The sequence below is a fragment of the Burkholderia sp. Cy-637 genome (assembly GCF_011753175.1).
Lineage (GTDB): Bacteria > Pseudomonadota > Gammaproteobacteria > Burkholderiales > Burkholderiaceae > Burkholderia > Burkholderia gladioli.
In genome coordinates this window covers 1-25,965 of the sequence record NZ_VWWC01000022.1, presented here as the reverse complement: position 1 = coordinate 25,965, position 25,965 = coordinate 1, and the positions used below count along the sequence as shown (strand labels likewise).

The 25,965-nt window shown below is 69.7% G+C and carries 17 protein-coding genes; 6 read left to right on the top strand and 11 right to left on the bottom strand.

Features of this window, described 5'->3' with window-relative positions; translation table 11 throughout:
* Positions 1-94 precede the first annotated feature (94 nt).
* A complete protein-coding gene (locus F3J10_RS09185) occupies positions 95-1,399 on the top strand; it encodes an MFS transporter (protein ID WP_017920073.1) in 1,305 nt (434 codons plus the stop codon).
* 77 nt (positions 1,400-1,476) lie between these two features.
* On the opposite strand, the gene F3J10_RS09180 is transcribed toward F3J10_RS09185, so the two are convergent.
* Genes F3J10_RS09180 through hemC form a run of 3 tightly spaced genes read right to left on the bottom strand, consistent with a single transcriptional unit; the run spans position 1,477 to position 5,851 of the window.
* Positions 1,477-2,667, bottom strand: a complete 1,191-nt coding sequence (locus tag F3J10_RS09180) for a heme biosynthesis protein HemY (protein ID WP_167231851.1) — start codon at positions 2,665-2,667, stop codon at positions 1,477-1,479.
* 2 nt (positions 2,668-2,669) lie between these two features.
* Positions 2,670-4,883 carry a fused uroporphyrinogen-III synthase HemD/membrane protein HemX gene (hemDX, locus tag F3J10_RS09175; RefSeq protein WP_167241929.1) on the bottom strand — a complete coding sequence of 738 codons (2,214 nt, stop codon included), beginning with the start codon at positions 4,881-4,883 and terminating at the stop codon, positions 2,670-2,672.
* Positions 4,880-5,851 (bottom strand): hydroxymethylbilane synthase, encoded by a 972-nt coding sequence (gene hemC / locus F3J10_RS09170; RefSeq protein WP_025096609.1) that lies wholly within the window; start codon positions 5,849-5,851, stop codon positions 4,880-4,882. The genes hemDX and hemC overlap by 4 nt, the downstream gene beginning before the upstream one ends.
* 203 nt (positions 5,852-6,054) lie before the next feature.
* Here hemC and ppc point away from each other — a divergent pair, with 203 nt between their 5' ends.
* From ppc to argH, 3 genes are all read left to right on the top strand, one after another.
* Entirely contained in the window at positions 6,055-9,165 is a 3,111-nt protein-coding gene (gene ppc / locus F3J10_RS09165) for a phosphoenolpyruvate carboxylase (protein WP_167241928.1), read from the top strand.
* Positions 9,166-9,528: 363 nt separating this feature from the next.
* On the top strand, positions 9,529-10,392 hold the full coding sequence (locus F3J10_RS09160) for a helix-turn-helix transcriptional regulator (RefSeq protein ID WP_025096611.1): 864 nt from the start codon (positions 9,529-9,531) through the stop codon (positions 10,390-10,392).
* 124 nt (positions 10,393-10,516) lie between these two features.
* The gene (argH, locus tag F3J10_RS09155) at positions 10,517-11,923 is read left to right on the top strand and encodes an argininosuccinate lyase (RefSeq protein ID WP_167234799.1); all 1,407 of its coding nucleotides are present in this window, start codon (positions 10,517-10,519) and stop codon (positions 11,921-11,923) included.
* Positions 11,924-12,009: 86 nt separating this feature from the next.
* Here the strand turns inward: argH and F3J10_RS09150 are convergent, their stop codons facing one another.
* The 5 genes from F3J10_RS09150 to apbC form a co-directional block, all read right to left on the bottom strand.
* Positions 12,010-12,753: a lysozyme inhibitor LprI family protein gene (locus F3J10_RS09150; protein ID WP_167241927.1), complete on the bottom strand. Its 744-nt coding sequence runs from the start codon at positions 12,751-12,753 to the stop codon at positions 12,010-12,012.
* Between the two features lie 2 nt (positions 12,754-12,755).
* Positions 12,756-15,035 carry an arginine/lysine/ornithine decarboxylase gene (locus F3J10_RS09145; RefSeq protein WP_013699054.1) on the bottom strand — a complete coding sequence of 760 codons (2,280 nt, stop codon included), beginning with the start codon at positions 15,033-15,035 and terminating at the stop codon, positions 12,756-12,758.
* 86 nt (positions 15,036-15,121) lie between these two features.
* The gene (dcd, locus tag F3J10_RS09140) at positions 15,122-15,691 is read right to left on the bottom strand and encodes a dCTP deaminase (RefSeq protein ID WP_013699055.1); all 570 of its coding nucleotides are present in this window, start codon (positions 15,689-15,691) and stop codon (positions 15,122-15,124) included.
* A gap of 106 nt (positions 15,692-15,797) precedes the next feature.
* A complete protein-coding gene (locus F3J10_RS09135; protein ID WP_013699056.1) occupies positions 15,798-16,328 on the bottom strand; it encodes a superoxide dismutase family protein in 531 nt (176 codons plus the stop codon).
* A 126-nt stretch (positions 16,329-16,454) separates the two neighbouring features.
* Positions 16,455-17,543: an iron-sulfur cluster carrier protein ApbC gene (gene apbC, locus F3J10_RS09130; protein WP_167241926.1), complete on the bottom strand. Its 1,089-nt coding sequence runs from the start codon at positions 17,541-17,543 to the stop codon at positions 16,455-16,457.
* A 346-nt stretch (positions 17,544-17,889) separates the two neighbouring features.
* On the opposite strand from apbC, the gene F3J10_RS09125 reads away from it, so the two are divergent.
* Entirely contained in the window at positions 17,890-18,540 is a 651-nt protein-coding gene (locus F3J10_RS09125; protein WP_025096615.1) for an OmpA family protein, read from the top strand.
* Between the two features lie 11 nt (positions 18,541-18,551).
* Here F3J10_RS09125 and F3J10_RS09120 read toward each other — a convergent pair whose 3' ends face one another.
* Positions 18,552-18,980, bottom strand: coding sequence for a hypothetical protein (locus tag F3J10_RS09120; RefSeq protein WP_167241925.1), 429 nt, complete (start codon positions 18,978-18,980; stop codon positions 18,552-18,554).
* A gap of 112 nt (positions 18,981-19,092) precedes the next feature.
* Here F3J10_RS09120 and metG point away from each other — a divergent pair, with 112 nt between their 5' ends.
* The gene (metG, locus tag F3J10_RS09115; protein ID WP_167241924.1) at positions 19,093-21,249 is read left to right on the top strand and encodes a methionine--tRNA ligase; all 2,157 of its coding nucleotides are present in this window, start codon (positions 19,093-19,095) and stop codon (positions 21,247-21,249) included.
* 124 nt (positions 21,250-21,373) lie between these two features.
* On the opposite strand, the gene F3J10_RS09110 is transcribed toward metG, so the two are convergent.
* Both F3J10_RS09110 and F3J10_RS09105 read right to left on the bottom strand, forming a co-directional pair.
* Positions 21,374-23,176 (bottom strand): hypothetical protein, encoded by a 1,803-nt coding sequence (locus F3J10_RS09110; protein WP_167241923.1) that lies wholly within the window; start codon positions 23,174-23,176, stop codon positions 21,374-21,376.
* Positions 23,177-23,414: 238 nt separating this feature from the next.
* Positions 23,415-25,965: translocation/assembly module TamB domain-containing protein (locus F3J10_RS09105; protein ID WP_205200226.1), on the bottom strand; the 2,551-nt coding region annotated here is incomplete at its 5' end.

The window sequence follows — 25,965 nt, the reverse complement described above, 5'->3', positions numbered from 1 at the left end:
CCGCGGCGCCGCGATGCGCCCGGCCCTTCCGGCAAAGCGGTACCGGCAGCACCGGCAGGACCTCAAAAATCAAGACAACGCAAGGAGACGACCCATGGCAAGCACCGCACCGGCCTATCCCGGCCAGCCGTCCGCGTTCGAGACGGCCACCTACAGGAAGGTCACCTGGCGGCTCGCGCCGCTCCTGATGCTCTGCTACGTGGTCGCCTACCTCGACCGCGTCAACGTCGGTTTCGCCAAGCTGCAGATGGCCGCCGACCTGAACCTGTCGGACACCGTCTACGGCCTGGGCGCCGGCATCTTCTTCTTCGGCTACTTCCTGTTCGAGGTGCCCAGCAACATCATCCTGCACAAGGTGGGCGCGCGCGTCTGGATCGCGCGGATCATGATCACCTGGGGGCTGATCTCGGCGCTGATGATGTTCGTCACCACGCCGGCGATGTTCTACGTGATGCGCTTCCTGCTCGGGGTGGCCGAGGCCGGCTTCTTCCCCGGCGTGATCCTCTACCTGACCTACTGGTACCCGGCCAACCGGCGCGGGCGCATGACCACCTTCTTCATGACCGCGATCGCGCTGTCGGGCGTGATCGGCGGCCCCGTGTCGGGCTATATCCTCAAGACCTTCCACGGCAGCAACGGCTGGGCCGGCTGGCAGTGGCTGTTCCTGCTGGAGGGGATTCCCTCGATCCTGGTCGGCCTGCTGGTGCTGGCCGCGCTCGAGGACCGCATCGCCAAGGCCGCCTGGCTGAGCGACGAGGAAAAGGCGCTGCTCACGCGCAACGTGCAGGCCGAGGAGGCGCTCAAGGACGACCATTCGATCGGCCGCGTGCTGGCCAGCCCGCGCGTGTGGCTGATGGCGCTGATCTACTTCTCCTTCGTGATGGGGCTGTACGGCGTGGGCTTCTGGCTGCCGACCATCATCAAGTCGACCGGCGTGACCGACTCGTTCACGATCGGCCTGCTCTCGGCGATCCCCTACGCGGCCGCCGTGGTCGGCATGATCCTGATCGCGCGCAGCGCCGACCGCCGCCGCGAGCGCCGCTGGCACGTCGCGCTGCCCGCCGCGCTGGGCGCGATCGGCTTGCTGCTGTCGGTGGTCTGGGCGCACCAGACCGCGCTGGCGATGGTCGGCCTCACGCTCGCCACGATCGGCATCCTCACCACCCTGCCGCTGTTCTGGAGCCTGCCCACCGCCTTCCTGGGCGGCACCGCGGCGGCGGCCGGCATCGCCCTGGTCAACTCGATCGGCAACCTGGCCGGTTTCCTGAGCCCCTACATGATCGGCTGGCTCAAGCAGGCCACCGGCAGCAACGACGCGGGGATGGTGATGCTGGCCGCGTTCTGCGTGCTGGGCGGCCTGCTGGCGCTGTCGGTGCCGAAGGCGCTGGTGAACCGCTGAGGCCGGCCGAGGCCGACAATGCAAAACGGCAGCCTCCAGGGCTGCCGTTTGCGTTTGCGGCGCGCGAAGCGCCTGCCTCAGCCGAGCTGTGCCGCCAGCGCGCTTTCGCGGTAATGGCGCGCGGCCTTCTCCTGGTCGCCGAGATGCTCGAACAGGCTGGCCAGCGCGCGATGCGCGCGAACCTTCAGCGCCTCGCTGTCGGACAGCTTCAGCGCCGATTCCAGGAAGGATTGCGCCTTGCCCCACAGCTGCTGCTTCTGGCAGAGCCGGCCCAGGGCCACCAGCAGCTCGGCGTCGTCGGGATGATCGCGCTTCCAGCCTTCGGCCTTCTGGATCAGCGGCAGCGCATCGCTGCCAGCCGTGTCGGGATAACGACGCAGCAGGCGCGCATCCCAGTTGTGGGCCAGCGCGTCCTCGACGATGCGGCGCGCCTCGGGCTGGCGCTCCAGCGCGACCAGCAGCTCGGCGGCCAGGTCGGCCAGGCGCGGCGATTGCCGCTCGGCGGCCGACAGCGACTGCCACACTTCCAGCAGCGCATCGGCGTCGTGGCGACGGTCGCGCAGCAGATGCTCGGCGGCCTGCTGGCGCATCCGCACCGCGGCGGCCGGATGCAGCGCCTCGCGCTTCTCCAGCGCCTTGGCCAGCTTCAGCACCTCGGCCCAGTTCTTCAACTGCTGCTGGGCGCGCAGCGCGACCTGCTGCGCATGGATGCGCTTGCCGCCCGAAGCCTGCATCTCGGCCAGCGCGGCCAGCGCGCCCTCGGCGTCGCGCGCCTCGGCGCGCATGTCGGCGGTGGCCAGCAGGCGCGCCTCCTGCCATTCGTTGGCATCGACGCGGGCCAGCCATTCGTCGCGGCGCGCGTACTCGTGCATGCGATGCGCGGCGACCGCGCCCACCAGGCCCGCCGCGCTCTGGTTGTCGTCGACCGACAGCGCGTCGCGCGCGGCCTTCTCGGCGCGCGAGAAACGGCCCGCGTAGAGATTGGCGATCGCGTCGCGCAGCGAGGCATGCGCCTTCTCGTGGCGCATCCGCTTGCGATAGGCGGCCACCCGCTGCGGCATGCGCCAGATGTTGCGCACGATGCGCAACAGCGCGTAGATCACCACGAACAGCACCACGATCGAGACGATGAACAGGTTCAGCGATACGTCGACGCGATACGGCGGGTAGACGATCAGCACCTGCCCGCCGTCGAAGCGGCCGACCGTCGCGAGCGCCACGGCGATCGCGAACAGCACGGCCAGCCAGAGGATTCCTCGCAGCGTCATCGTCAACCCCGGCTCTTGAACTGTTGGATGGCGTTGAGGCTGGTGCTCAGGTTCGGCACCGCCACCGACAGCGACGCGGCATCGACCTGCTTCAACAGATCCTCGACGGTCCGGGTGTCCTTCGACGAGGCGTCGAAGTAATGGGCGAGCGCCGCCTGCGCCGCGTGCAGGTCCGACTTCATCGCCGAATCGTTGCGCGCGAGCAGCGACAGGCGCGCCGTCAGCAGCCGCAGCTTGACGTTCTCGCGCACGAAGTAGCCCTGCTCGGGCGAGGTCAGCATCGCATCGGCATTGTCGATGCGGCGCACCTGCACCAGGCTGGTCAGTTGCGCGCCGATGCCGGTGCTCACCTCGTGCCACCAGACCTTCCAGCGCGGCTGGCCGGTCGCGGCCGCCTCGCTGGCGATATCGCCCGGGTGGGCGGCGCGCGGCCGCGCCTGCCCGATCGGCGCCTCGCCCGACAGCGGCAGCGCGTCGATCCGGCCGATCGCGTCGTCGAGCTTGATGGCCAGGCCGGTGAGATCCACCGAGGGCGCGCCCTTGAGCTTGTCGATGTCCTGCGCGATGGCCTTGCGCACCGCGATCGCCTGCGCGCCCTGCGAGGTCGCCAATTGTTGATCGGCGTTCTGCAGCGCGACCAGGGCCAGCGGGACGTTGCCCGTCAACTGCAATTGCTGGCTCGCGCCGGACAGGGTCTGCTCGACCTGGTCGAGCAGCCAGGCGTCGCGATTGCGCGAGAGATCCTGGTATTGCTGCTGCAGCGCCTGCTGCTGCGCCTGCGCGTCGGACAGCTTGCCGGCGAGCTGCGAGAGCTGGCCGTCCACCTGGTGCGCGTTGGCCAGCGCCTGGTCGGACTTGTTGCGGATCTCGGCGGTCGCCGCGTCGAGCGCCTTCTGCCGCTGCACCGCGAGCTGGTCGAGCTTCTCGATCTTGCGGTTCAGCACGAAGCCGCCCGCGCCAGCCGCGCAGGCCAGCACCACCACCACGCACCACAGCAGCACGCCGGCGGTACCGCCCGAGCGGCGCGGCGGCTGCGCCTCGAAGGGCGTGAAGGGGGCATTGGACGGCGTCGCGGGCCGCGGGGGCGCGGCGGCGGCCTGGGAGGAAGCCTTGCTGGAATCGTTGGTATCTGTCATGCGAGAGGGCACCGATGCGGCTTGCGCCGCGTGAGCGGCCGAGTCGGCCAACGTTCGGAAGGCGTGGACGATGCGCTCATCGCCCGCGCCGGACTGCGTAATCGTATCAAAACCCATGGCCCGCGCCGTATCCGCGATGCGCGGATGGGGCGCGACCAGCGGCGCGTGCCGCAGCGCGTCGCGCTCGGCGCCGGTCAGGTGCTCGTCGGCCAGCTCGCGCAGGTTGCGCACGCCTTCCGAGCTGGTCACCAGCCAGGCATGCGGCTCGCCCGCCAGCAGCGCGTGCACGCGCTCCCAGGCACCGATCGAGGGCTCCGGCACGATGCGGCGGTAGGCGGCCACCAGCTCGACCTCGGCGCCGGCCTCGCGCAGCCGGTTCGAGAGCCAGTCGCGGCCGCCGTCGCCGCGCACGATCAGCACGCGCTTGCCGGCCAGCGGGCCGACCAGCGGGCCAACCGCGGCCGGCGCTGCGGGGGAATCGGACGAAGGGGAGGAATCGGGGCCCGGGTTCGCGAGAGGCTGGGCCGCGGCGCCGGCTGGATCGCCGGGAACGACGGGCTTCGCGCCCTCGCTGCTGCATTCATCGCCGCCATGACGACCATGGTCGTCGGTGGCGACGCCCGCGCCGGCGCCCGACGAAGCACGCGGCACGACAGGAACGAAGGCGCGCTCGATCTGCGCGTAAAGGCTTTCCGAGTCGTAGCGCGGTTCGTCGCCGCCCTTGTCCTCGGGCTGCGTGCCGGGCGCGATCACGCGATGCGCGGGCGCCGCGATGCCGTGGCGCGCCAGCGCGGCCACGCTGCCGGGACCGACCACGCCGACCGGCAGCGAATGCGGCCAGATCGCGTTGAAACGCGCCAGCGCCCGGTCGATCGCGTTCGGCGAGACGAACACCACCAGCGCATAGGCATCGAGCCGCGCGAAGGCCGCGTCGAGCGGCGCCGGATCGGCCACCGGCGCGATGTCGATGAGCGGGAAGTCGAAGGCCTCGATGCCGGCCGCCGCGAGTTGCGCGGCGAGCGCAGCCGATTGCCCCTCGGGCTTCGTCAGCACTGCCGTGAACGCGCGGGTCCGGGTCATCGGGTCTGGTCTCCGAGCAGCGCCTCGATGATCTCGAAGGCGCCCTGCCGTTCGAGTTCGTCGGACACCTGTTTGCCGAGCGCGAGCGCCTCGTCGGGGGTGGTCACGGCCGCGTCCTGGCGCACCGTCAGCACGCGCGTGCCGCTGGTGTTCGACACGCGCCCCGTCAGCTCGAGCCGCTCGCCGTGCCAGATCGCATGCGCGGCCAGCGGCACCGAGCAACTGCCGCCCAGCGCGCGCGACACCATCCGCTCGGCCTCGGCGGCCAGCGCGGTGGCGCTGTCGTGCAGCGGCGCGAGCCAGCGCGCCACGTCGGTGCGCGCGGCCGCGATCTCGATGCCGAGCGCGCCCTGGCCGGCGGCCGGCGGGCTGGTCTCGACGTCGATCAGCGCGCGGATCCGATCGCCGAGCCCGAGCCGCTTGAGCCCGGCCGCGGCCAGGATGATCGCCGCGTAGTCGCCGCGATCGAGCTTGGCCAGGCGCGTATCGAGATTGCCGCGCAGCGGGCGGACGTCGAAGTCCAGATAGTGGGCGCGCAGCATCGCCTCGCGGCGCAGGCTGGAGGTGCCGACGATCGCGCCGGTGGGCAGATCGTCGAGCGAGGCGTAATCATTGGAGACGAAGGCGTCGCGCGGATCCTCGCGGCTCATCACGGTGCTCAGCACGAAGCCCTCGGGCAGCGACATCGGCACGTCCTTGAGCGAATGCACCGCCAGGTCGGCCCGGCCGTCGGCCAGCGCATTCTCCAGTTCCTTCACGAATAGACCCTTGCCGCCGACCTTTGACAAGGTACGGTCGAGAATCTGGTCACCGCGCGTGGTCATCCCGAGGATTTTCACGTCGCAAGCTGGATATAATTTGCGCAGCGCATCACGCACATGTTCAGCCTGCCACATCGCCAGGCGGCTTTCCCGCGAAGCGATGGTGAGCGTCGCCGGAGCGTCGGCCGTAAGAGTCTCGGAATTCATTGCAGCGGCATCGAAGGACGGGAATCAGGATCGGACAATGGTAGCACGCACGCCCGTCCCCTTTTCCCGGGCGGCGCGGCGCGCGAGCGAGGCCGCCCGCCGGCGGCCGGCGTGGTGCGCGGCGGTCCGCCGCCGCTGTTTCCCGTATCGCAGTCAGTGCCCGAAGTCTCCCGTTCACTCGTGCTTTCCCAAGGAAACCCATCGTGAAGTCCTCCGGATCGGCGCGCGCCGCGCGCCGCAATACTGCCTCGTCCAACGTCACCGCGCCGGCACCCGCCGAAGCGCCCGCGCAAGCGCGCGGCAAGCAGGCCGCCAGCCCGGCCGGCCCAGCCACGACGAAACCGGCCCGCAAGACCGCCAGCAAGGCGGCCGCCAAGCCGGAAACCAAGCAGGCAAGCGCCGCGACCACGAAACCCGCCGCCCCGGCCACCTCGGCCACCTCGGCCCGCTCGACCACCTCGCCCAAGCGCGCCGCCGCGCCGAAAACGAACGGCCGTACGCGCGAGGACAAGGACCAGCCGCTGTTCGAGGACATCCGCTACCTGGGACGCCTGCTCGGCGACGTGGTGCGCGAGCAGGAAGGCGACGCGGTGTTCCAGGTGGTCGAGACGATCCGCCAGCACGCCGTGAAATTCCGCCGCGAGGACGACCGCGAGGCCGCGCAGACGCTCGACCGCATGCTGCGCAAGCTCACGCCCGAGCAGACCGTCAGCGTGGTGCGCGCCTTCAGCTACTTCTCGCACCTGGCCAATATCGCCGAGGACCGCCATCACAACCGCCGCCGCCGCATCCACGCGCTGGCCGGCTCGACGCCGCAGGCCGGCACGGTCGGCTTCGCGCTGCAGACGCTGAAGGACGCCGGCGACGCCTCGGCCGAGGTGATCCGCCGCTTCTTCGACGAGGCCCTGATCGTGCCGGTGCTGACCGCCCACCCGACCGAGGTGCAGCGCAAGAGCATCCTCGACGCCCAGCACGACATCGCCCGCCTGCTCGCCGAGCGCGACCAGCAACTGACCACGCGCGAGCGCTCGCACAACGAATCGCTGCTGCGCGCGCGCGTGACCTCGCTGTGGCAGACCCGCATGCTGCGCGACGCGCGCCTGACGGTCGGCGACGAGATCGACAACGCGCTGTCCTATTACCGCGCCACCTTCCTCGACGAGCTGCCGGCGCTCTACGCCGACATCGAGGAGGCGCTGGCCGAGCACGGCCTGGACGCGCGCGTGCCGGCCTTCTTCCAGATGGGCAGCTGGATCGGCGGCGACCGCGACGGCAACCCGAACGTGACCGCCGCCACCCTGGAGGAGGCGATCCATCGGCAGGGCACGGTGATCCTCGAGCACTACCTGGAGCAGGTCCACAAGCTCGGCGCCGAGCTGTCGGTCTCGCACCTGCTGGTGGGCGCCAGCGACGAAGTGAAGGCGCTGGCCGCGGCCTCGCCCGACCAGTCGCCGCATCGCGTCGACGAGCCCTACCGGCGCGCGCTGATCGGCATCTACACGCGCATCGCCGCCAGCGCCCGGGTGCGCCTGGGCGAGGGCGTGGTGGCGGTGCGCAGCGCCGGCCGCGGCGCGCCGCCGGTGCGCGCCACGCCCTATGCCGACTCCGAGGCCTTCGCGCGCGATTTGCGCGTGCTGCAGGAATCGCTGGTCGCGCATCACGGCGCCTCGCTGACCACGCCGCGCCTGGCACCGCTGGTGCGCGCCGCCGAGGTGTTCGGCTTCCACCTGGCCAGCATCGACCTGCGCCAGAGCTCGGACATCCACGAGGCGGTGATCGCCGAGCTGTTCGCGCGCGCCGGCGTCGAGGCCGACTACGCGGCGCTCGCCGAAGCCGACAAGCTGCGCGTGCTGCTGGCCGCGCTGGCCGACCCGCGCCCGCTGCGCATCCCCTACCTCGACTATTCCGATCTCGCGAAGAGCGAACTCGGCGTGCTCGAGAAGGCCCGCGACGTGCGTGCCCAGTTCGGCCCGCGCGCGGTGCGCAACTACATCATCTCGCACACCGAAACGGTGTCGGACCTGGTCGAGGTGCTGCTGCTGCAGAAGGAAACCGGCTTGCTGGAAGGCAGCTTCGGCGCGCACGGCCATGCCCGGCACGGCCTGATGGTGATCCCGCTGTTCGAGACCATCGCCGACCTGCAGAACGCGCCCGAGATCATGCGCGACTACTTCGCGCTGCCCGGCATGCAGGCGCTGGTCGCCCACCAGGGCGGCGAGCAGGAAGTCATGCTCGGCTACTCGGACAGCAACAAGGACGGCGGCTTCCTGACCTCGAACTGGGAGCTGTATCGCGCCGAGCTGTCCCTGGTGGAGCTGTTCAGCGCCCAGGGCATCAAGCTGCGCCTGTTCCACGGCCGCGGCGGCACGGTCGGCCGCGGCGGCGGCCCGACCTACCAGGCGATCCTCTCGCAGCCGCCGGGCACCGTGAACGGCCAGATCCGCCTGACCGAGCAGGGCGAGGTGATCGCCAGCAAGTTCTCGAACCCCGAGATCGGCCGGCGCAACCTGGAAACCGTGGTGGCCGCCACGCTGGAGGCCTCGCTGCTGCCGCGCAACAACGCGCCCGCGCAACTGCCGGCCTTCGAGGCGACCATGCAGACGCTGTCGGACGCGGCGATGGGCGCCTATCGCGCGCTGGTCTACGAGACGCCCGGCTTCAAGGACTACTTCTTCTCCTCGACGCCGATCAGCGAGATCGCCGAGCTCAACATCGGCAGCCGCCCGGCCTCGCGCAAGCTGCAGGACCCGAAGAACCGCAAGATCGAGGACCTGCGCGCAATTCCCTGGGGCTTCTCGTGGGGCCAGTGCCGGCTGCTGCTGACCGGCTGGTACGGCTTCGGCAGCGCCTTCGCGGCCTACCTCGACGGCGCGGCGAACTCGGCCAACCCCGCGGCCGAGCGCGCCAAGCGCCTGGCCCTGCTGCAGAAGATGAACCGCAGCTGGCCGTTCTTCTCGCACCTGCTGTCGAACATGGACATGGTGCTGGCCAAGACCGACCTGGCCGTGGCCTCGCGCTACGCCGAGCTGGTGGCCGACAAGAAGCTGCGCAAGCACGTGTTCGCGCGCATCGTCGCCGAATGGGAGCGCACCGCCGCCGCGCTGGCCGAGATCACCGGCCACCAGGCGCGGCTGGCGGCCAACCCGCTGCTGGCGCGTTCGATCAAGAATCGCTTCCCCTACCTCGATCCGCTCAACCACCTGCAGGTCGAGCTGATCAAGCGGCACCGCGCGGGCGACACCAATGCGCGCGTGCGGCGCGGGATCCATCTGACCATCAACGGCATCGCGGCGGGCCTGCGCAATACCGGCTGAGGCGGAAGACGGAGCTCGATGGCCGGCGGCGCTCTCGCGCGGCCGGCTGTCAGGGTACTCACTGACGAGGCGCGGACATCGGCAACGGCGTCCGCGCCTCGTCGTTTCAGGGGCCGCCGTTCACGCGGGCGGCCCGGCCGACGATCCACGCCCCGAGCGCCGCTGCGCGCCCTCGTGTCCATCGCCCCGTCCCGCCCAGTGCCGGCACGCCGCGCGCGACGACCCGCTACAATGGCGAACGCGCGGGTACCAGTATCGATCCGGGATGTATCCCGGTATCTGCACTACCCGCCACCAAGGCGGCGCACCTCGCGCCCGCCCCGTTCCGCCCCAGCGTTCGTCCTGACCCGCCCTGCCCCGCCCATGAGCCCGTCCCGCCCCGCTCCGCCCCCGCTCGACGCCACCCCGGCGCGCGCGCTCGGCGATTTCATCCGCGCCCACCGCGAGCGCCTCACGCCCGAGGCGCTCGGCCTGCCGCCGGGCCCGCGCCGGCGCACGCCGGGCCTGCGCCGCGAGGAAGTGGCCCAGCTCTGCGGCGTGAGCCCGACCTGGTACACCTGGATCGAACAGGGCCGGCAAGTCTCGGCCTCGGCCGACGCGCTGGCTCGGATCGCCGTGGCGCTGCGCCTGTCGCGCGCCGAGCGCGCCTACCTGTTCGAGCTGGCCGCCCAGCGCGACCCGGCCGAGCCGGAGCTGGCCACCGCCGACGTGCCCGACACGCTGGTGGCCGCGGTCGACCTGGTGGCGGCGCCCGCCTACGTGCTCGACCGTCAATGGAACGCGCTGGCCTGGAACGCGCCGGCCGCCGCGCTGTTCGCGGGCTGGCTGGACGGCGACCACGACCGCAACCTGCTGCGCTTCACCTTCCTCTCGCCGGCCGCGCGCGCGCTGATCGTCGATTGGGACACGCGCGCGCGGCGGCTGGTGGCCGAATTCCGCGCCGATTCGATCCGCCACCTGAACGACGCGCCCACCCGCGGCCTGATCGACGCGCTGCTGGCCGGCAGCGAAGCCTTCGCGCATTACTGGGCCTCGCAGGACGTGGTCGAGCGCGAGGGCGGCGAACGCGCCTTCACGCACCCGCGCGACGGCCACCTGGTCTACCAGCAGACCACGCTGAAGCCCGCGCATCGCGAGGACCTGAAATTCGTGGTGCTGATCCCCGGCGCGCCGGCCGAGGCGGGCCAGGCCGCCGCGCTCGAACCCGAAGCCGCCCCGCCGCGCTGACCACACGCCGCCGCCGGGCCGCGCGCCGTTCCGTCCCCGCCGCCGGCCGGGCCGGGCGCCGTCGAATGCTAGAATCCGCATCTGCTCTGCGGCTCGCGCCGCTCCACCCTCCTTACGAATCGCCATGACGTCCCAATTGCACAAAAAGGGCGAGGCCTGGTCGGCCCGCTTCTCGGAACCGATGTCGGAACTGGTCAAGCGCTATACCTCGTCGGTGTTCTTCGACAAGCGCCTGGCCCTGGTCGACATCGCCGGCTCGCTCGCGCACGCGAAGATGCTCGCCGCGCAGAAGATCATCAGCGCCGACGACCTGGCCGCGATCGAGCGCGGCATGGCGCAGATCCAGGGCGAGATCGAGCGCGGCGAATTCGAGTGGCAGCTCGACCTCGAGGACGTCCACCTGAACATCGAGGCGCGCCTGACCGCGCTGATCGGCGATGCCGGCAAGCGCCTGCACACCGGCCGCTCGCGCAACGACCAGGTCGCCACCGACATCCGCCTGTGGCTGCGCGGCGAGATCGACCGCATCGGCGAGCTGCTGGTCGAGCTGCGCCGCGCGCTGCTGACGCTGGCCGAGCAGCACGCCGCCACCATCCTGCCGGGCTTCACCCACCTGCAGGTGGCGCAGCCGGTCACCTTCGGCCATCACCTGCTGGCCTATGTCGAGATGTTCACGCGCGACGCGGGCCGCATGCGCGACTGCCGCGCGCGCGTCAACCGCCTGCCGCTGGGCGCGGCCGCGCTGGCCGGCACCAGCTACCCGATCGACCGCCACGCGGTGGCCGCCACGCTCGGCTTCGACGGGATCTGCGCCAACTCGCTGGACGCCGTGTCCGATCGCGACTTCGCGATCGAATTCACCGCCGCCGCCGCGCTGGTGATGACGCACATCTCGCGCTTCTCGGAAGAGCTGGTGCTGTGGATGAGCCCGCGCGTGGGCTTCATCGACATCGCCGACCGCTTCTGCACCGGCTCGTCGATCATGCCGCAGAAGAAGAACCCGGACGTGCCCGAGCTCGCGCGCGGCAAGACCGGCCGCGTCAACGGCCACCTGATGGCCCTGCTGACGCTGATGAAGGGCCAGCCGCTGGCCTACAACAAGGACAACCAGGAAGACAAGGAGCCGCTGTTCGACACCGTCGACACGGTGGCCGACACGCTGCGGATCTTCGCCGAGATGGTGGCCGGCATCACGGTCAAGGCCGAGGCGATGCGCGCGGCCGCCCTGCAGGGCTTCTCGACCGCGACCGACCTGGCCGACTACCTGGTCAAGCGCGGCCTGCCGTTCCGCGACGCGCACGAAGCGGTCGCGCACGCGGTCAAGGTCTGCGACGACCGCGGCATCGACCTGGCCGACCTGACGCTCGAGGAAATGAAGCAGGAACTGCCGAACGTCGCCCATCTGATCGGCGACGACGTGTTCGGCTACCTGACGCTGGAAGGCTCGGTGGCGAGCCGCAACCACCCGGGCGGCACCGCGCCCGAGCAGGTGCGCGCCGCGATCGCGGCGGCCCGCGCGGCGCTCGACTGAGCCCGGCGCGCGGGCACCCGCCCAAACGAAAACGGACGCCTCGGCGTCCGTTTTTTTCATGGCGCCCGCCGACGGCAGGGCCAGGCTCACTTGTTGTTGACCGTCTCCGACAGCCGCTTGAGCGTGGCCACGCGCGCGCCGATCAGGTCGACGCGCTGCTCCTCGCTGATCATCGGCGTGGTGCCGTCGCGGAAGCTCACCCAGGCGCGCTGGGCGCGCACCAGCATCGGCCGCGAACGCGCCGGCATGCGCTTTTGCAGCTTCACGTAATAGCGGTTCAGGTCGAACAGCGCGTGCTCGCAGGCCGCGTCGTCCGAGCAGGCCCGCACGCGATGCACGGCATCGGCGCCGCCGTTGGGCCGAGCATAACGATCGGCCGCGTCGCGCAGCGACAGCGCGCGATCGCGCACCGGCTGGATCCGCATGTCCGCGCTCGCCATCGCGTACATGGTGCCGCTGGTGGTGGCGTAGACGGCCTGCGTCAGCAGGGTCTCGTCCTTGCGCCACAGCAGCCAGCGCCGCTGGCTTTCCTGCCAGCCGCGCCTGGCGGCCGGCGGCGCCACGTTCGTCAGTTGCTGGAAGGCCTCGTCGACGGCCGCGAGCCACTTGGTGCGCGCCTCGTCCATGCACTGGATCTGGCCGACCGTCGAGGAGCGGTCGCGCCGCGCCAGGCACTGGCGCATCGCCACGTCGACCGGATCGGCGGCCGCGACCTCGGCCCGCACCGGCGCGGCCGCGCCGAGCCAGCCCGCGAAGGCCAGCACCGCCGACGCGAAGGCAGCGTGCGCGCGCCAGCCGCGCGCCTGGGCCGAGGTCCCGAGCCTGCTCATCGTCAGTCGCGCACGCAGTCGACGTAGTACTCGACGCGCCCGTTCACTTCCTCGGCCACCAGGCCATGCACGTCGGTATGGAAACCCGGGAAACGCTCGTTGAAATCACGGGCGAAACGCAGGTAGTTGACGATCGTGGCATTGAAGCGCTCGCCCGGGATCAGCAGCGGAATGCCCGGCGGATACGGCGTGAGCAGGATGCTGGTGACGCGCCCTTCCAGCTCGTCGAGCGGCACGCGGTCGATCTCGCGGTGCGCGAGCTTGGCGAACGCGTCCGAGGCCTTCATCGCCGGCTCCATGTCCGAGAGGTACATCTCGGTGGTCAGGCGCGCGATGTCGTTGGCGCGGTAGACGTCGTGGATCTGCGTGCAGAGGTCGCGCAGGCCGACGCGCTCGTAGATCGGGAACTGCGCCACGAACTCGGGCAGCACGCGCCAGAGCGGCTGGTTGTTGTCGTAGTCGTCCTTGAACTGCTGCAGCTCGGTGACCATCGAGTTCCAGCGGCCCTTGGTGATGCCGATCGTGAACATGATGAAGAACGAGTAAAGGCCGGTCTTCTCGACGATGATGCCGTGCTCGGCTAGGTACTTGGTGACGATCGCCGCCGGGATCCCGGTCTCGCCGAACTCGCCGTCCACGTCCAGGCCCGGGGTGATGATGGTGGCCTTGATCGGGTCCAGCATGTTGAAGCCTTCCGCGAGCGGGCCGAAGCCGTGCCAGCGGTCGTTCGGGCGCAGGATCCAGTCCTCGCGCGAGCCGATCCCTTCCTCGGGCAGCGTGTCCGGGCCCCACACCGAGAAGAACCAGTCGTCGCCGTATTCGGCGTCGACCTTGCGCATCGCGCGGCGGAACTCGATCGCCTCGGCGATCGACTCCTCGACCAGCGCGGTGCCGCCGGGCGGCTCCATCATCGCGGCGGCCACGTCGCACGAGGCGATGATGGCGTACTGCGGGCTGGTCGAGGTATGCATCAGGTAGGCCTCGTTGAAGCGGTGCTTGTCGAAGGTGCGGTTCTCCGAGTCCTGCACCACGATCTGCGAGGCCTGCGAGATGCCGGCCAGCAGCTTGTGGGTGGAGTGCGTGGCGAACACCAGCGAGCCGGTGCGCGGACGGCCCGCGCCGATCGCGTGCATGTCGCGGTAGAACTCGTGGAATTCCGCGTGCGGCAGCCAGGCCTCGTCGAAGTGCAGCGTGTCGAGCAGGTCGCCCAGCAGGTCCTTGATGTGCTCGACGTTGTAGATCACGCCGTCGTAGGTGCTCTGGGTGATCGTCAGGATCCGCGGCTTGGCGTTCGGGTTCTTCTGCAGCGCCTCGCGCGCGAACGGGTTCGCCTCGATCTTCTTGCGGATGTTCTCCGGCTTGAACTCGTCGCGCGGGATCGGCCCGATGATGCCGAAGTGGTTGCGCGTCGGCGTCAGGAACACGGGAATCGCATGCGTCATGGTGATCGCGTGCAGGATCGACTTGTGGCAGTTGCGGTCGACCAGCACGATGTCGCCCGGCGCCACGTTGGCGTGCCAGACGATCTTGTTCGAGGTCGAGGTGCCGTTGGTGACGAAGAACAGGTGGTCGGCACTGAAGATGCGCGCGGCATTGCGCTCCGAGGCGGCCACCGGGCCGGTATGGTCGAGCAGCTGGCCGAGCTCGTCGACGGCGTTGCAGACGTCGGCGCGCAGCATGTTCTCGCCGAAGAACTGGTGGAACATCTGGCCGAGCGGGTTCTTCAGGAAAGCCACCCCGCCCGAGTGCCCCGGGCAATGCCACGAATAGGAGCCCTCGTCGGCGTACTTGACCAGCTCCTTGAAGAACGGCGGCGCCAGCGAATCGAGGTAGACCTTGGTCTCGCGGATGATGTGGCGCGCCACGAACTCCGGCGTGTCCTCGAACATGTGGATGAAGCCGTGCAGCTCGCGCAGCACGTCGTTCGGGATATGGCGCGAGGTGCGCGTCTCGCCGTACAGGAAGATCGGGATGTCGGCGTTGCGGCGGCGCACTTCGGTCACGAAGGCGCGCAGTTCCAGGATGGCGGTGGCCAGTTCGGGCAGTTCGCCGTCCGGGCCGGTTTCCCCGAGCATCAGCTCGTCGTCGTCGATCGACAGGATGAAGCACGACGCGCGGCTCGACTGCTGCGCGAACGAGGTCAGATCGCCGTAGCTCGTCAGGCCGAGGACTTCCACCCCTTCCTTCTCGATCGCTTCGGCAAGTGCCCGGATGCCGGAGCCCGAGATGTTCTCGGAGCGGAAATCTTCGTCGATGATGACGACGGGAAAACGAAACTTCATGGGCGAATCTCCAAAAAGAACGACCGCGGCGCGCGAAGCACAGCGGTCACCCGGTCACTGGTTGGCGTAGCGGGTAAACAACCAGATCAGGTTTTCGGCAGCGTGACACCGCGCTGGCCCTGGTACTTTCCGCCGCGATCGGCGTAGGACACGTCGCAGACCTCGTCGCTCTCGAAGAACAGCACCTGCGCGACGCCCTCGTTCGCGTAGATCTTGGCCGGCAGCGGCGTGGTGTTCGAGAACTCGAGCGTCACGTAGCCTTCCCATTCGGGCTCGAAGGGCGTGACGTTGACGATGATGCCGCAGCGCGCGTAGGTGGACTTGCCCAGGCAGACCGTCAGCACGGTGCGCGGGATCCGGAAGTATTCGACGGTGCGCGCCAGCGCGAACGAGTTCGGCGGGATGATGCAGACATCGCCCTTGAAGTCGACGAAGGAGCCTTCGTCGAAGTTCTTGGGATCGACGATGGTCGAATTGATGTTGGTGAAGATCTTGAATTCGTCGGCGCAGCGGATGTCGTAGCCGTAGCTCGAGGTGCCGTAGCTGACGATCCTGCGGCCGTCCTCGGACGCGCGGACCTGGTCGGGCACGAAGGGCTCGATCATCTTGTGTTGCTCGGCCATGCGCCGGATCCACTTGTCGGACTTGATGCTCATAAAAAGGCGCCAGATAGGGCTACAGATCGGGGTCGCGCCGCCGGGCGGGCCGGCGGCTGGGAAAGGCGCACATTTTACGCGATCGCGGCCGCCGCGCGGCGGCGCGTCATTGGCGCGCCACGCCGCAGGCGAGGCCGGGCCCCGCGCCGTGCTGGGGGAAGGCCGGGTCGCTGGCGTCGCGATGGATCAGGACCGAGCGGTTGAGCACCGAGCGCACGCCGTCGAGCGCGAGGTCGGGGGCCACGATGAAGCCGGCCGCCACGCCGGTGGAATCGGCATGGAGGTTGCCGAGGTCGCCCGCCACGCGCGCGCCGGCGCGCAGCCGGTCGGCCGCGGGCGCGAACACCGGGCCGGCGCTGGAGCCGTCCACGGCGTTGCAGTCGCCGCGCTCGTGGATCTGCAGCGCGTGGTCGCTGTTGGGCGGCAGGCCGACGATGTTGTAGGTGACCTGCACCCCGTCGGGGCGCTCGACGAAGCTCACCGCGCCGCGCGTCTGGCTGCCGACGGTCGGCTGCAGCATCGCGTCGGCGCGCTTCTCGTGGGTCGACGCGAAGGAGGTGCAGCCATTGAGCAGGACCGTCGCGGCCAGGACGGCGAGCGCGGTGACGCCAGCCGTCCCGTCGAATCGTTGTTTCATGCGATCCTCACGCCGGCGCGCTTGCCGGGTAGGCAGCCGCGCTGGCCGTACAGAAAAAGGGGACCAGGGGAAAAGTCGTCATCATACCCCGGCTGCCCCGCGTGAAACATCGCCGCGCGCCTGGTTTTACGTATTTTGAACCACGATCGAGGGGAATTTCGCGCTCATGTCCTTCGCGCGCTCGGCGATCGCGATCGCCACCTGCCGCGCGATCTCGCGATAGCGCGCCGCCACCGCGGAATCGGGCGCGGCGGCCACGGTCGGCGTGCCGCTGTCGGCCTGCTCGCGGATCGCGATGTCCAGCGGCAGGCTGCCGAGCACCGGCACGCCGTAGTCGGCCGCCATGCGCGCGGCGCCCCCCGCGCCGAACACGTGTTCCTCGTGCCCGCAGTTCGAGCAGACGTGGATGCTCATGTTCTCGACGATGCCGAGGATCGGGATGCCCACCTTCTCGAACATCTTGAGGCCCTTCTTGGCGTCGAGCAGGGCGATGTCCTGCGGCGTGGTGACGATCACCGCGCCGGTCACCGGCACGCGCTGCGCCAGCGTGAGCTGGATGTCGCCGGTGCCCGGCGGCATGTCGACGATCAGGTAGTCCAGGTCCTGCCAGTTGGTCTGTCGCAGCAACTGTTCCAGCGCCGAGGTCGCCATCGGCCCGCGCCAGACCATCGGATTGTCCTCGTCGATCAGGAAGCCGATCGAGTTGGCCTGCAGGCCGTGGCCCACCAGCGGGTTCATGGACTTGTCGTCGGGCGAGTCGGGGCGGCCGTGCACGCCGAGCATGGTCGGCAGCGAGGGGCCGTAGATGTCGGCGTCGAGGATGCCCACCGAGGTGCCTTCCTGCGACAGCGCCAGGGCCAGGTTGACGGCGGTGGTGCTCTTGCCCACGCCGCCCTTGCCCGAGGCCACCGCCACGATGTTCTTCACGTTCGGCAGCAGCTTCACGCCGCGCTGCACGGTATGGGCGACGATGTCCTGGCTCACCGCCACGCGCGCGGCGCGCACGCCCGGCACCTGGGCCAGCGCGGTGGCCACGCGCTGGCGCACGTCCTCGTGCTGGCTGAGCGCCGGGTAACCGAGCACCACGCTGACGGAAACCGTGTCGCCGTCGATCGAGACCTCGCGAATGCCCTTGTTGGCCGCATAGGGGCGGCCGGTGTTGGGGTCGACGAGCGCCGCGAGCGCGGCGTCGACAGTGGCCCGTTCAATACTCATCGAAACTCCGTGGGTACCACCTCGCCCGCATGTCACGAAATCGCCTCGATACCGACGATTCTGCCGACGAAACGTCATCAATCGTCAGATTGCGGCGCGGCGGGCGGGAAAAGTGAAAGAATTTATTGCACGACATTGCGCGAAACCGGCCGCGGCGCAATGATCGCGAGCGGCGCAGGTCGGGGCCACATCGGCCCCGCAGCGCCTATATTGTAGAGGCTGGACGCCGCTCCGTCCGAACAGCCTTGGTCCCGAACGGGGCATGCGGCCCGCCTGAGGCGCCTCGTCAACGCGAGGCGCTCCACCGCGTAGTGACCGACTCGTTCACTTCAGAGAGGAACTCGACATGAATACCAAAATCGCGACGCGCCTGTCCGTCTTCGCCCTCGCAGGCGCCCTGCTGGCTGGCTGCGCCTCGCCGCAAGGCAACAACACCGCCGTCGGCACGGGTGCCGGCGCGGCACTCGGCGCAGGCATCGGCGCTCTCGCGGGCGGCGGCAAGGGCGCGGCGATCGGCGCCGGCGTGGGCGCCCTGGTCGGCGGCGTGACCGGCTACAACTGGCAGGCGATCAAGAACCGCCTGGCACCGTCGGCCCAGAAGACCGGCACCCAGGTGACGGAACAGCCGGACGGCTCGCTGAAGCTGAACGTGCCGAGCTCGGTGACATTCGCGACCGACCAGTACGCGATCACGCCGGCCTTCGCCCCGCTGCTCAACGACCTGGCCTCGACGCTGAACCAGAACCCGCAGGTCACCGCCTCGGTGGTCGGCTACACCGACAGCACCGGTTCGGCCGCGCATAACCAGTCGCTGTCGCAGAACCGCGCGACCAGCGTGGTGACCGCGCTGGTGCAGCGCGGCGTCGCGGGCGGCCGCCTGGGCGCGCAAGGCATGGGCGCCTCGAACCCGGTGGCCGACAACGCCACCGAGGCTGGCCGCGCGCAGAACCGTCGCGTCGAGATCTACCTGCGCGCGCCGCAACAGCAGCAGCAGTAAGCGAGGACGACTCACGGGAGGACGGGCGGGCCGCCGTGCGCGATGCACACAGGCCCGCCCGGCAAGGCTTTCGCGGCTGTCTGTGAAGATTCGCAAATTTTTTCGAACTTATTCGAAAGCGCCGGGTCTTTCCTTACGGTACGCGACTGTTGCTTTGCAGACGCGTCACCATTCTCCTCTTGTCGTTGTTGCTCCGGGGCAAAAGTCGCCCCGGTTTTTTTTGCCTGCCGCTCGCCTGCTGCAATGCAGCAATTCGGGCGATGGCGCATCGATTCCCTCCAGGCTTTTCCCTTCCCGAACTGGCTGCCAGGTGCCGGCGAACCACTGCCGCCGTCGAGCCCGGCATCGACGAAAGCACGTCGTAAGACTGTCACGGCCGTCGCGGAAGAATCCGCGCTTTGCCGCGTTTCCGGGCTGAAAACAGCACGAAAACGGCCCATTCCGGCGGCCCGCGCGCGAGGCGGCGATCGATTCCCGCCCGCCTGCTAGAATCGCAGATTCCTACGCGTTTCCCCGTACCGCCGCGCACCTCGCGGCTTTCCAGACGACCCTATGTCCGCATCCGACCTCAATACCGTGCAGGCCGGCGCGCCTTCGAGCCGCCGCCAGATCCTCGTCACCTCCGCACTGCCCTATGCGAACGGGCAAATCCACATCGGCCACCTGGTCGAGTACATCCAGACCGACATCTGGGTGCGGACGCTGCGAATGCACGGCCACGAGGTCTACTACATCGGTGCCGACGACACGCACGGCACGCCGGTCATGCTGCGCGCGGAGCAGGAAGGCCTGAGCCCGAAGCAGCTGATCGAGCGCGTCTGGGGCGAGCACAAGCGCGACTTCGACAGCTACGGGATCTCCTTCGACAATTTCTACACCACCGATTCCGAGGAGAACCGCGTCCTCAGCGAGAACATCTATCTCGCGCTGAAGGAAGCGGGCCTGATCGCCGAGCGCGACATCGAGCAGGCCTACGACCCGGTCAAGGAGATGTTCCTGCCGGACCGCTTCATCAAGGGCGAGTGCCCGAAGTGCCACGCCAAGGATCAATACGGCGACAGTTGCGAGGTCTGCGGCTCGACCTACCAGCCCACCGAGCTGATCAATCCCTACTCGGTGGTGTCCGGCGCCACGCCGGTGCGCAAGACCTCGACGCACCACTTCTTCAAGCTGTCCGACCCGCGCTGCGAGAACTTCCTGCGCGGCTGGGTGGGCGGCCTGGCGCAGCCCGAGGCCACCAACAAGATGCGCGAATGGCTCGGCGACGAAGGCGAGGCCAGGCTGGCCGACTGGGACATCTCGCGCGACGCGCCCTACTTCGGCTTCGAGATCCCCGGCGCGCCCGGCAAGTACTTCTACGTCTGGCTCGACGCGCCGGTCGGCTACTACGCGAGCTTCAAGAACCTCGCCGACAAGCTCGGCCTCGATTTCGAGGCCTGGACGCGCCCCGGCTCGACCGCCGAGCAGTACCACTTCATCGGCAAGGACATCCTCTACTTCCACACGCTGTTCTGGCCGGCGATGCTCGAGTTCTCGGGCCATCGCACGCCGACCAACGTGTTCGCGCACGGCTTCCTGACGGTGGACGGCGCGAAGATGTCGAAGTCGCGCGGCACCTTCATTACCGCCAAGAGCGTGATCGACACCGGCATGAACCCGGAATGGCTGCGCTACTACTACGCGGCCAAGCTGAACGCGACCATGGAAGACCTCGACCTGAACCTCGCGGACTTCCAGGCGCGCGTGAACAGCGACCTGGTCGGCAAGTACGTGAACATCGCGAGCCGCGCGGCGGGCTTCCTGATCAAGCGCTTCGAGGGCCGCGTGCAGGACAGCGCGATGAACCACCCGCTGCTGGCCTCGCTGCGCGAGGCGATCCCGCAGATCGCCGCGCACTACGAGGCGCGCGAGTATAGCCGCGCGCTGCGCCAGACCATGGAGCTGGCCGACGCGGTGAACGGCTACGTCGATACCGCCAAGCCCTGGGAGCAGGCCAAGGACCCGGCCAACGCGGTGGCCCTGCACGAGACCTGCAGCGTCAGCCTGGAGGCGTTCCGCCTGCTGTCGCTCGCGCTCAAGCCGGTGCTGCCGACGCTGGTGGAGGCCGTCGAGGCCTTCCTCGGCATCGCGCCGCTCAGCTGGGCCAGCGCGGCCACGCCGCTGTCCTCGACGCAGCCGATCAACGCCTACCAGCACCTGATGACGCGCGTCGACCCGAAGCAGATCGACGCACTGCTGGCCGCCAACCGCGACTCGCTGGGCGCCACCGACGCGGCCGCCGGCGCCGAGGGCGCGGCCAAGGCCTCGAAGGACGCCAAGGACGCGAAGAAGAAGCCTGCCAAGGAAGCCGCCGCGCCGGCCGGCGACGGCACCATCTCGATCGACGATTTCACCAGGATCGACCTGCGCATCGCGAAGATCGTCGCCTGCCAGGCCGTCGAGGGCTCGGACAAGCTGCTGCAACTGACGCTCGACGTCGGCGAGGACAAGACCCGCAACGTGTTCTCGGGCATCAAGTCGGCCTACAAGCCGGAAGACCTGGTCGGCAAGCTGACGGTGATGGTCGCCAACCTCGCGCCGCGCAAGATGAAGTTCGGCATGTCGGAAGGCATGGTGCTGGCCGCCTCGTCGAAGGACGAGAACGCCGAACCGGGTCTCTACATCCTCGAGCCGCACAGCGGCGCCAAGCCCGGCATGCGCGTGAGCTGATCGACACGCCGCCAGGCTGGTCGAAACGCAAGGCCCGCTCCTCGTGAGCGGGCTTTTTTCATGCCGCGCCGCCATCGCGCCCCGCCCGGCCGCGAGCGGCCCGGCGGGATGGCGCGCGCCCTGGCTACGAGGCCGCGCCCGGCACCACGGCCACGCCGCGCAGCAGTTGCCCGAACGGCGCCGTCTGCATCACGGCGAAGCCGCCGCCCGTGGCGGTGACGGTCGAGCCGCTGACCGATACCGTGACGGCGACCAGCTGGTTCGAGTCCGCGCCCGGATCGAAGGCCTTGCCGAGGCTGTTGCCGATCGTCGAGGTGGTGGCGTAGAGCGTGTACGAACCGTCGGCGTTGATGCGGCCCGTGACGTGGCGCAGGCCGTCGGGCGCGGTGGTATAGCTGGCGCCCGGCGTGCCGTAGGTGCCCGCGGTATCGGTGACCGTATAGGGCGTGCCGAGGTTCAGGCCGGCCGTGAGATGCGCGATCGGGCTCCAGGTGCCGCCCTGGTTGCGATAGACCCACAGGCCGCCGCTGCCGAGCGCCGCGTAGGACTGGGTGCCGCTGTCGTCGTAGTCGCCCTCGTCGGCCACGAACATCAGACCGGTATTGTTCGACGGCACCCAGATGCCTGACGGGAAGCCCACGCCGTTGGCCAGCGGCCAGGGATTCGGGAACGAGGATTCGCCCTGCGCGGCGCTCAGCGTCGAGGTCGGGAAACCCGGCGCGATCGTGATCGCGGTGTTCTGCGCCAGCGTGTTGCCGCCGGCCAGCGCGCCCGCAGCGCCGACCTGGTAGACCGTGTCCACGCCGTTGCTGCCGCTGTCCTTCGACACGTACATCGTGCCGTTCGCGTCGACGAACAGGCCGCGCAGGTTGTCGTCCTTGCTGGTCTTGTCGAAGCTCTGGCCGCTCAGCGAGGCCAGCGTGAAGCCGAACTGGTTGCCGCCCATGCTGGTCTTCTTGGCGTAGGTCTGGCTCGCCAGCGCGTCGGTGACGGTGCCCAGCGCGCAACTGCCCGCCGCGGCCGGCGCGTAGCTGCTGCCGTTGCCGGTCTGGAACGCGCCGATCACCTGGGTGAAGGCGCAGGCGCTGCCCGGCACGATGCTCTGCAGGCCGGTGTCCATCGACAGCGTGTCGAGCGCACCGTAGGTCGGGTTCGGGCTCGAACCCGAGTTGCCGGCCGCGCCCACCATGTAGTACACGCCGTTGGCCAGCACCGCTGCGCGCGCATCGTCGCCGCTGTAGGCATTGGTATGCGTGAACGCGAGCTGGCCGGTGGCGAAGGCGAGCTGGCCGACGCTGCGGTAGGTCGCGGCCTGGATGTCGTTGTTGCTCGGATCCACCACGCCGGGCGTGTTCGAATTGGAGACGTCGAGCCGGTCGGTCGCCGCGTTGTAGCCCATGAAGACCAGCGACTTGCCGTCCTGCGAGACGTTCAGGCCCATGCCCGATTGCGAGGCGAAGCTCACCGAGAAATTCTCCGGCGCGGGCAGCGCGGCGGCCGCGGCCGTCACGTTGGTGGTCTGGGCCGGGCTCGCGGCGGCGGGCACCCACTGGTCCAGGTACATGCTGGTGGTGACGCCGAAGTCGGCGTCGTTGCTGTCGTTGGTGAAGACATTCGGGAAGGTGCCGGGCGTCACCGCGTTGACCGTCGAGACCGGCGGATTGCTCGCCTCGGGCGTGGCGTCGAAGGGCAGCGCGCCGCTCACCACCAGGGCCGGGTCGTAGACCGTGCGCGCCACCACCAGGTTGCCGGCGGCGAAGGCGGCCGCGGCCGGCGTCGCGGGCGTGGACGGCGAGCTTGGGGAAGACGGCGGCGCGGAAGCCGCGGGCGCGGACGAATCGTCGGAGCCGTTGCAGGCGGCCAGCAGGCAGGCCGCGGCGATCGTCGTCAGGCCGAGCAGGTGGTGGCGGGTTGGCTGAAGCGGCATGTTGTTCTCGATCTCCCGATGGAAAACCGCGATTCTTCTCCTGCTGCCGTGACACATTCGTTACACGCCGCGGCCGCGCGGCCGGCGCAAATTTACGCAATATTTCCGCCTCGGATCGTTTTTTCGAATTCCTTACCAATACGCCACGGAAGGCCCACAGGCAGCCAACAAAAAACCCGCTCGCGAGCGAGCGGGTCGGGTTTGCGGGTTTGCGGGCTTGCCGGATCGAGGCCGCGCTTCAGCGTCGCCGCGCCCACCACCAGCGATCGAAGCGCCGCGTGTAGTTCAGGTCGACGCCCTGGAAGGTGCCGCCATAGGCCGACACGGCCCAGAAGCGCGACAGGTTGAGGGTCGCCTTGAAGGCATTGCTGGCCGACTGCAGGCCCTGTTCGTAGCCGAGCACGAAGCGCTCGTTGATCGCCTTCGAGAGCTGCACCACCTGCGGATCGGTCAGGCCCACGTCGCTGCGGCCGATGGTGAACTCGTCGAGGCCGACCGTCTGCGCCACGCGCTTGCCGGTGGCGCTGCCGAGCAGGGCCAGCGCGGTGGTCATGGTGTTCTGCTGGCCCAGGTTGTTGCCCTGGTCGGTGCCGTGCCCGAACAGCAGCCAGGACAGCTTCTCGTTGTCGGCCACGTTCGGCTCGGATACCAGCTTGGCGGTCGGCGACTGCACCGTGCCGGTGACCTGCACGCCGGCCTCGACCTCCTGGTTGCGGCGCATCGCGAGGATGTTGATGCCGGGGTTCGCGATCGGCCCGTTGAAGGTGAAGAAGCCGTTCTCGATCGACAGCTTGCGGCCGAAGGTCGAGTAAGTGGAGCCCTCGGTCACGCGCACATTGCCGACCGCGCGCAGCGGCGTGCCCGGCGCGCTCATCACGGTGATGGTGCCGCGCAGGCCGAGGTCGGCGCCGTGCCCCTTGAAGCGGAACTGGTTGCCCAGGTCGATATCGACGTTGGCGCGCGGCCCGAGCGCCGGCGCCGGTTTCTCGCCGATCGACTTCGGCACGCCGGCCACGGTCTTGACCTCGCCCGGCACGGTGCCGTCCGGGCGCACGATCACCACGTCGTCCGACAGCGAGGGCGCCGAGGATTCCGGCAGGTCGAACAGCGCGCGATCGACCGTGAACTTGCCGTCGATCGCGAGCTGGCCGCGCGGGCCGTCGTTCTTCACGCTGGCGCTGCCCGACAGCGAGAGCTTGCGATCGGGCGAGGCGAACAGCTCGAGCTTGTCGGCCACCACGCTGGCGGCGAGATCCGGCGCGCTGCCGTCGAGCCGCACGCGGCCCAGCGCGCGCAACGTGCCGTCGGCGCCGTGGAACTCCACCTGCTGGAAATCGACCAGGTTGTCGGTCAGCTTCACGCGCACGATGCCGTCCTTCAGTTGCACGCCCTGGTCGACCACCGTCACCGAGAGATTGTCGCCGGTCAGCATGCCCGACAGGTCCGGCTTGGCCGGCGTGCCGTCCACGCTCAGCTTGAGCGCGGCGCGCCCGTCGAACAGGTAGCTCGGCCCGAGCAGGCCGCCGGTGGTGCGCAGCGCCGGCACGTCGACGTCGATCTTGCCCGACAGCGGACCGTTCTCGGCCACGCCGATCACCCCGTCGCGCATCGCGAACGGGATGCCGAGCGTCGCGTCGGCGGTGCCGATCCGGCTCGCCTTGGCATGCACGGTGGCATTGAGCCGGTTGCCCGCGCCGAACTCGGCGCGCGCCTCCAGCGCCGTGATGCCGAGCGAGGCGATCCCGCGCCCGGCCTCGATCGTCACGTCGCCGGCACGGCGGCGGATCTGCACGTGGCCGCTGGCGTTGGCGGCCAGCGTCAGGTCCCAGTCGCCGTCGAGCACGAGGTCGGTGCGCACCGGCGCGCGTTCGCCGGTCAGGAACTCGCGCACCTGCAGGGCACGCGCGATCGACAGGTTGTTGAGCGTGCCGGCGGTGCGGATCGTGCCGTGGTCGAGCGCGAAGCTGCGCAGCGTGAGCACCGCGCCCTCGACGGTCAGCTTGCTGGCGCCCAGGATCACGCGATCGGCGCCGGCCGAAACCGTCAGCGGCGCGTCGAGCGAAACGGCCGGCGTGCCGCGATTGACCAGTTGCGAGACGGTGCCGTCCCAGCGACTGCCGCCACCCGTCTCGACCAGGCCGCCCGCCGCGGCCAGTTGCAGGTTGATCACGCGCCCTTCGGCATTGCCGATCGCCGAGGCCTGCAGCGTGTGGCGCGCGCGGGTGCCGGCCAGTTTCGCCTTGACCGATTTCAGGTCGAGCGAGCCGAGCGCCAGGTCGCTGGCATCGACCGTCAGCGACAGCGCGCCATTCGCGCCGTCGCGAATCTCGGCGCTGCCCTCGGCCGAGCCGATCCGGTTGCTGCCGACCACCACGCCGGTGGCCCGGTAGTCGGCCGCGAGGTTCGGATGCGCGATGCTGCCGGTCACCTCGCCGTGCGCGGCGACCAGCCCTTGCAGGCCGAAGCCGAGCCGGTCGAGCTGCGGCGCGTCGATCGCGAAGCGCAGCCGGTCGCCCGGCGCGCCGAAGCTGCCGTTCAGCGAGACCTGGTTGCCCGCCACCGAGAGTTCGGCCGTGCTCGGCAACAGGCGCGTGCCGGCCACCTGCACGGTGCCCTGCCCCGTCATCGGCACGCCGTCGTAGACGCTGTCGCCGAGCCGGAACTGCAGTTTCGTGGTGAGGGCCGGCGCGAGCGCGCCGCTCGCCGTGAGCGTGCCGTTGACGCGCGCATCGACGGGCCGGCCCGCGCGGGACGGCGCGGCGGCGGCCTTGGTCGCGCCTGCCGTCGCG

Coding starts and splice junctions, on each gene's coding strand:
- F3J10_RS09185 (WP_017920073.1), top strand. CDS start 95: ATGGCAAGCACCGCACCGGCCTATCCCGGCCAGCCGTCCGCGTTCGAG.
- dcd (WP_013699055.1), bottom strand. CDS start 15,691: ATGAGCATCAAGTCCGACAAGTGGATCCGGCGCATGGCCGAGCAACAC.
- F3J10_RS09145 (WP_013699054.1), bottom strand. CDS start 15,035: ATGAAGTTTCGTTTTCCCGTCGTCATCATCGACGAAGATTTCCGCTCC.
- metG (WP_167241924.1), top strand. CDS start 19,093: ATGTCCGCATCCGACCTCAATACCGTGCAGGCCGGCGCGCCTTCGAGC.
- hemDX (WP_167241929.1), bottom strand. CDS start 4,883: ATGACCCGGACCCGCGCGTTCACGGCAGTGCTGACGAAGCCCGAGGGG.
- argH (WP_167234799.1), top strand. CDS start 10,517: ATGACGTCCCAATTGCACAAAAAGGGCGAGGCCTGGTCGGCCCGCTTC.
- F3J10_RS09160 (WP_025096611.1), top strand. CDS start 9,529: ATGAGCCCGTCCCGCCCCGCTCCGCCCCCGCTCGACGCCACCCCGGCG.
- F3J10_RS09150 (WP_167241927.1), bottom strand. CDS start 12,753: ATGAGCAGGCTCGGGACCTCGGCCCAGGCGCGCGGCTGGCGCGCGCAC.
- F3J10_RS09135 (WP_013699056.1), bottom strand. CDS start 16,328: ATGAAACAACGATTCGACGGGACGGCTGGCGTCACCGCGCTCGCCGTC.
- F3J10_RS09180 (WP_167231851.1), bottom strand. CDS start 2,667: ATGACGCTGCGAGGAATCCTCTGGCTGGCCGTGCTGTTCGCGATCGCC.
- hemC (WP_025096609.1), bottom strand. CDS start 5,851: ATGAATTCCGAGACTCTTACGGCCGACGCTCCGGCGACGCTCACCATC.
- F3J10_RS09125 (WP_025096615.1), top strand. CDS start 17,890: ATGAATACCAAAATCGCGACGCGCCTGTCCGTCTTCGCCCTCGCAGGC.
- F3J10_RS09120 (WP_167241925.1), bottom strand. CDS start 18,980: ATGGGCCGTTTTCGTGCTGTTTTCAGCCCGGAAACGCGGCAAAGCGCG.
- F3J10_RS09110 (WP_167241923.1), bottom strand. CDS start 23,176: ATGCCGCTTCAGCCAACCCGCCACCACCTGCTCGGCCTGACGACGATC.
- apbC (WP_167241926.1), bottom strand. CDS start 17,543: ATGAGTATTGAACGGGCCACTGTCGACGCCGCGCTCGCGGCGCTCGTC.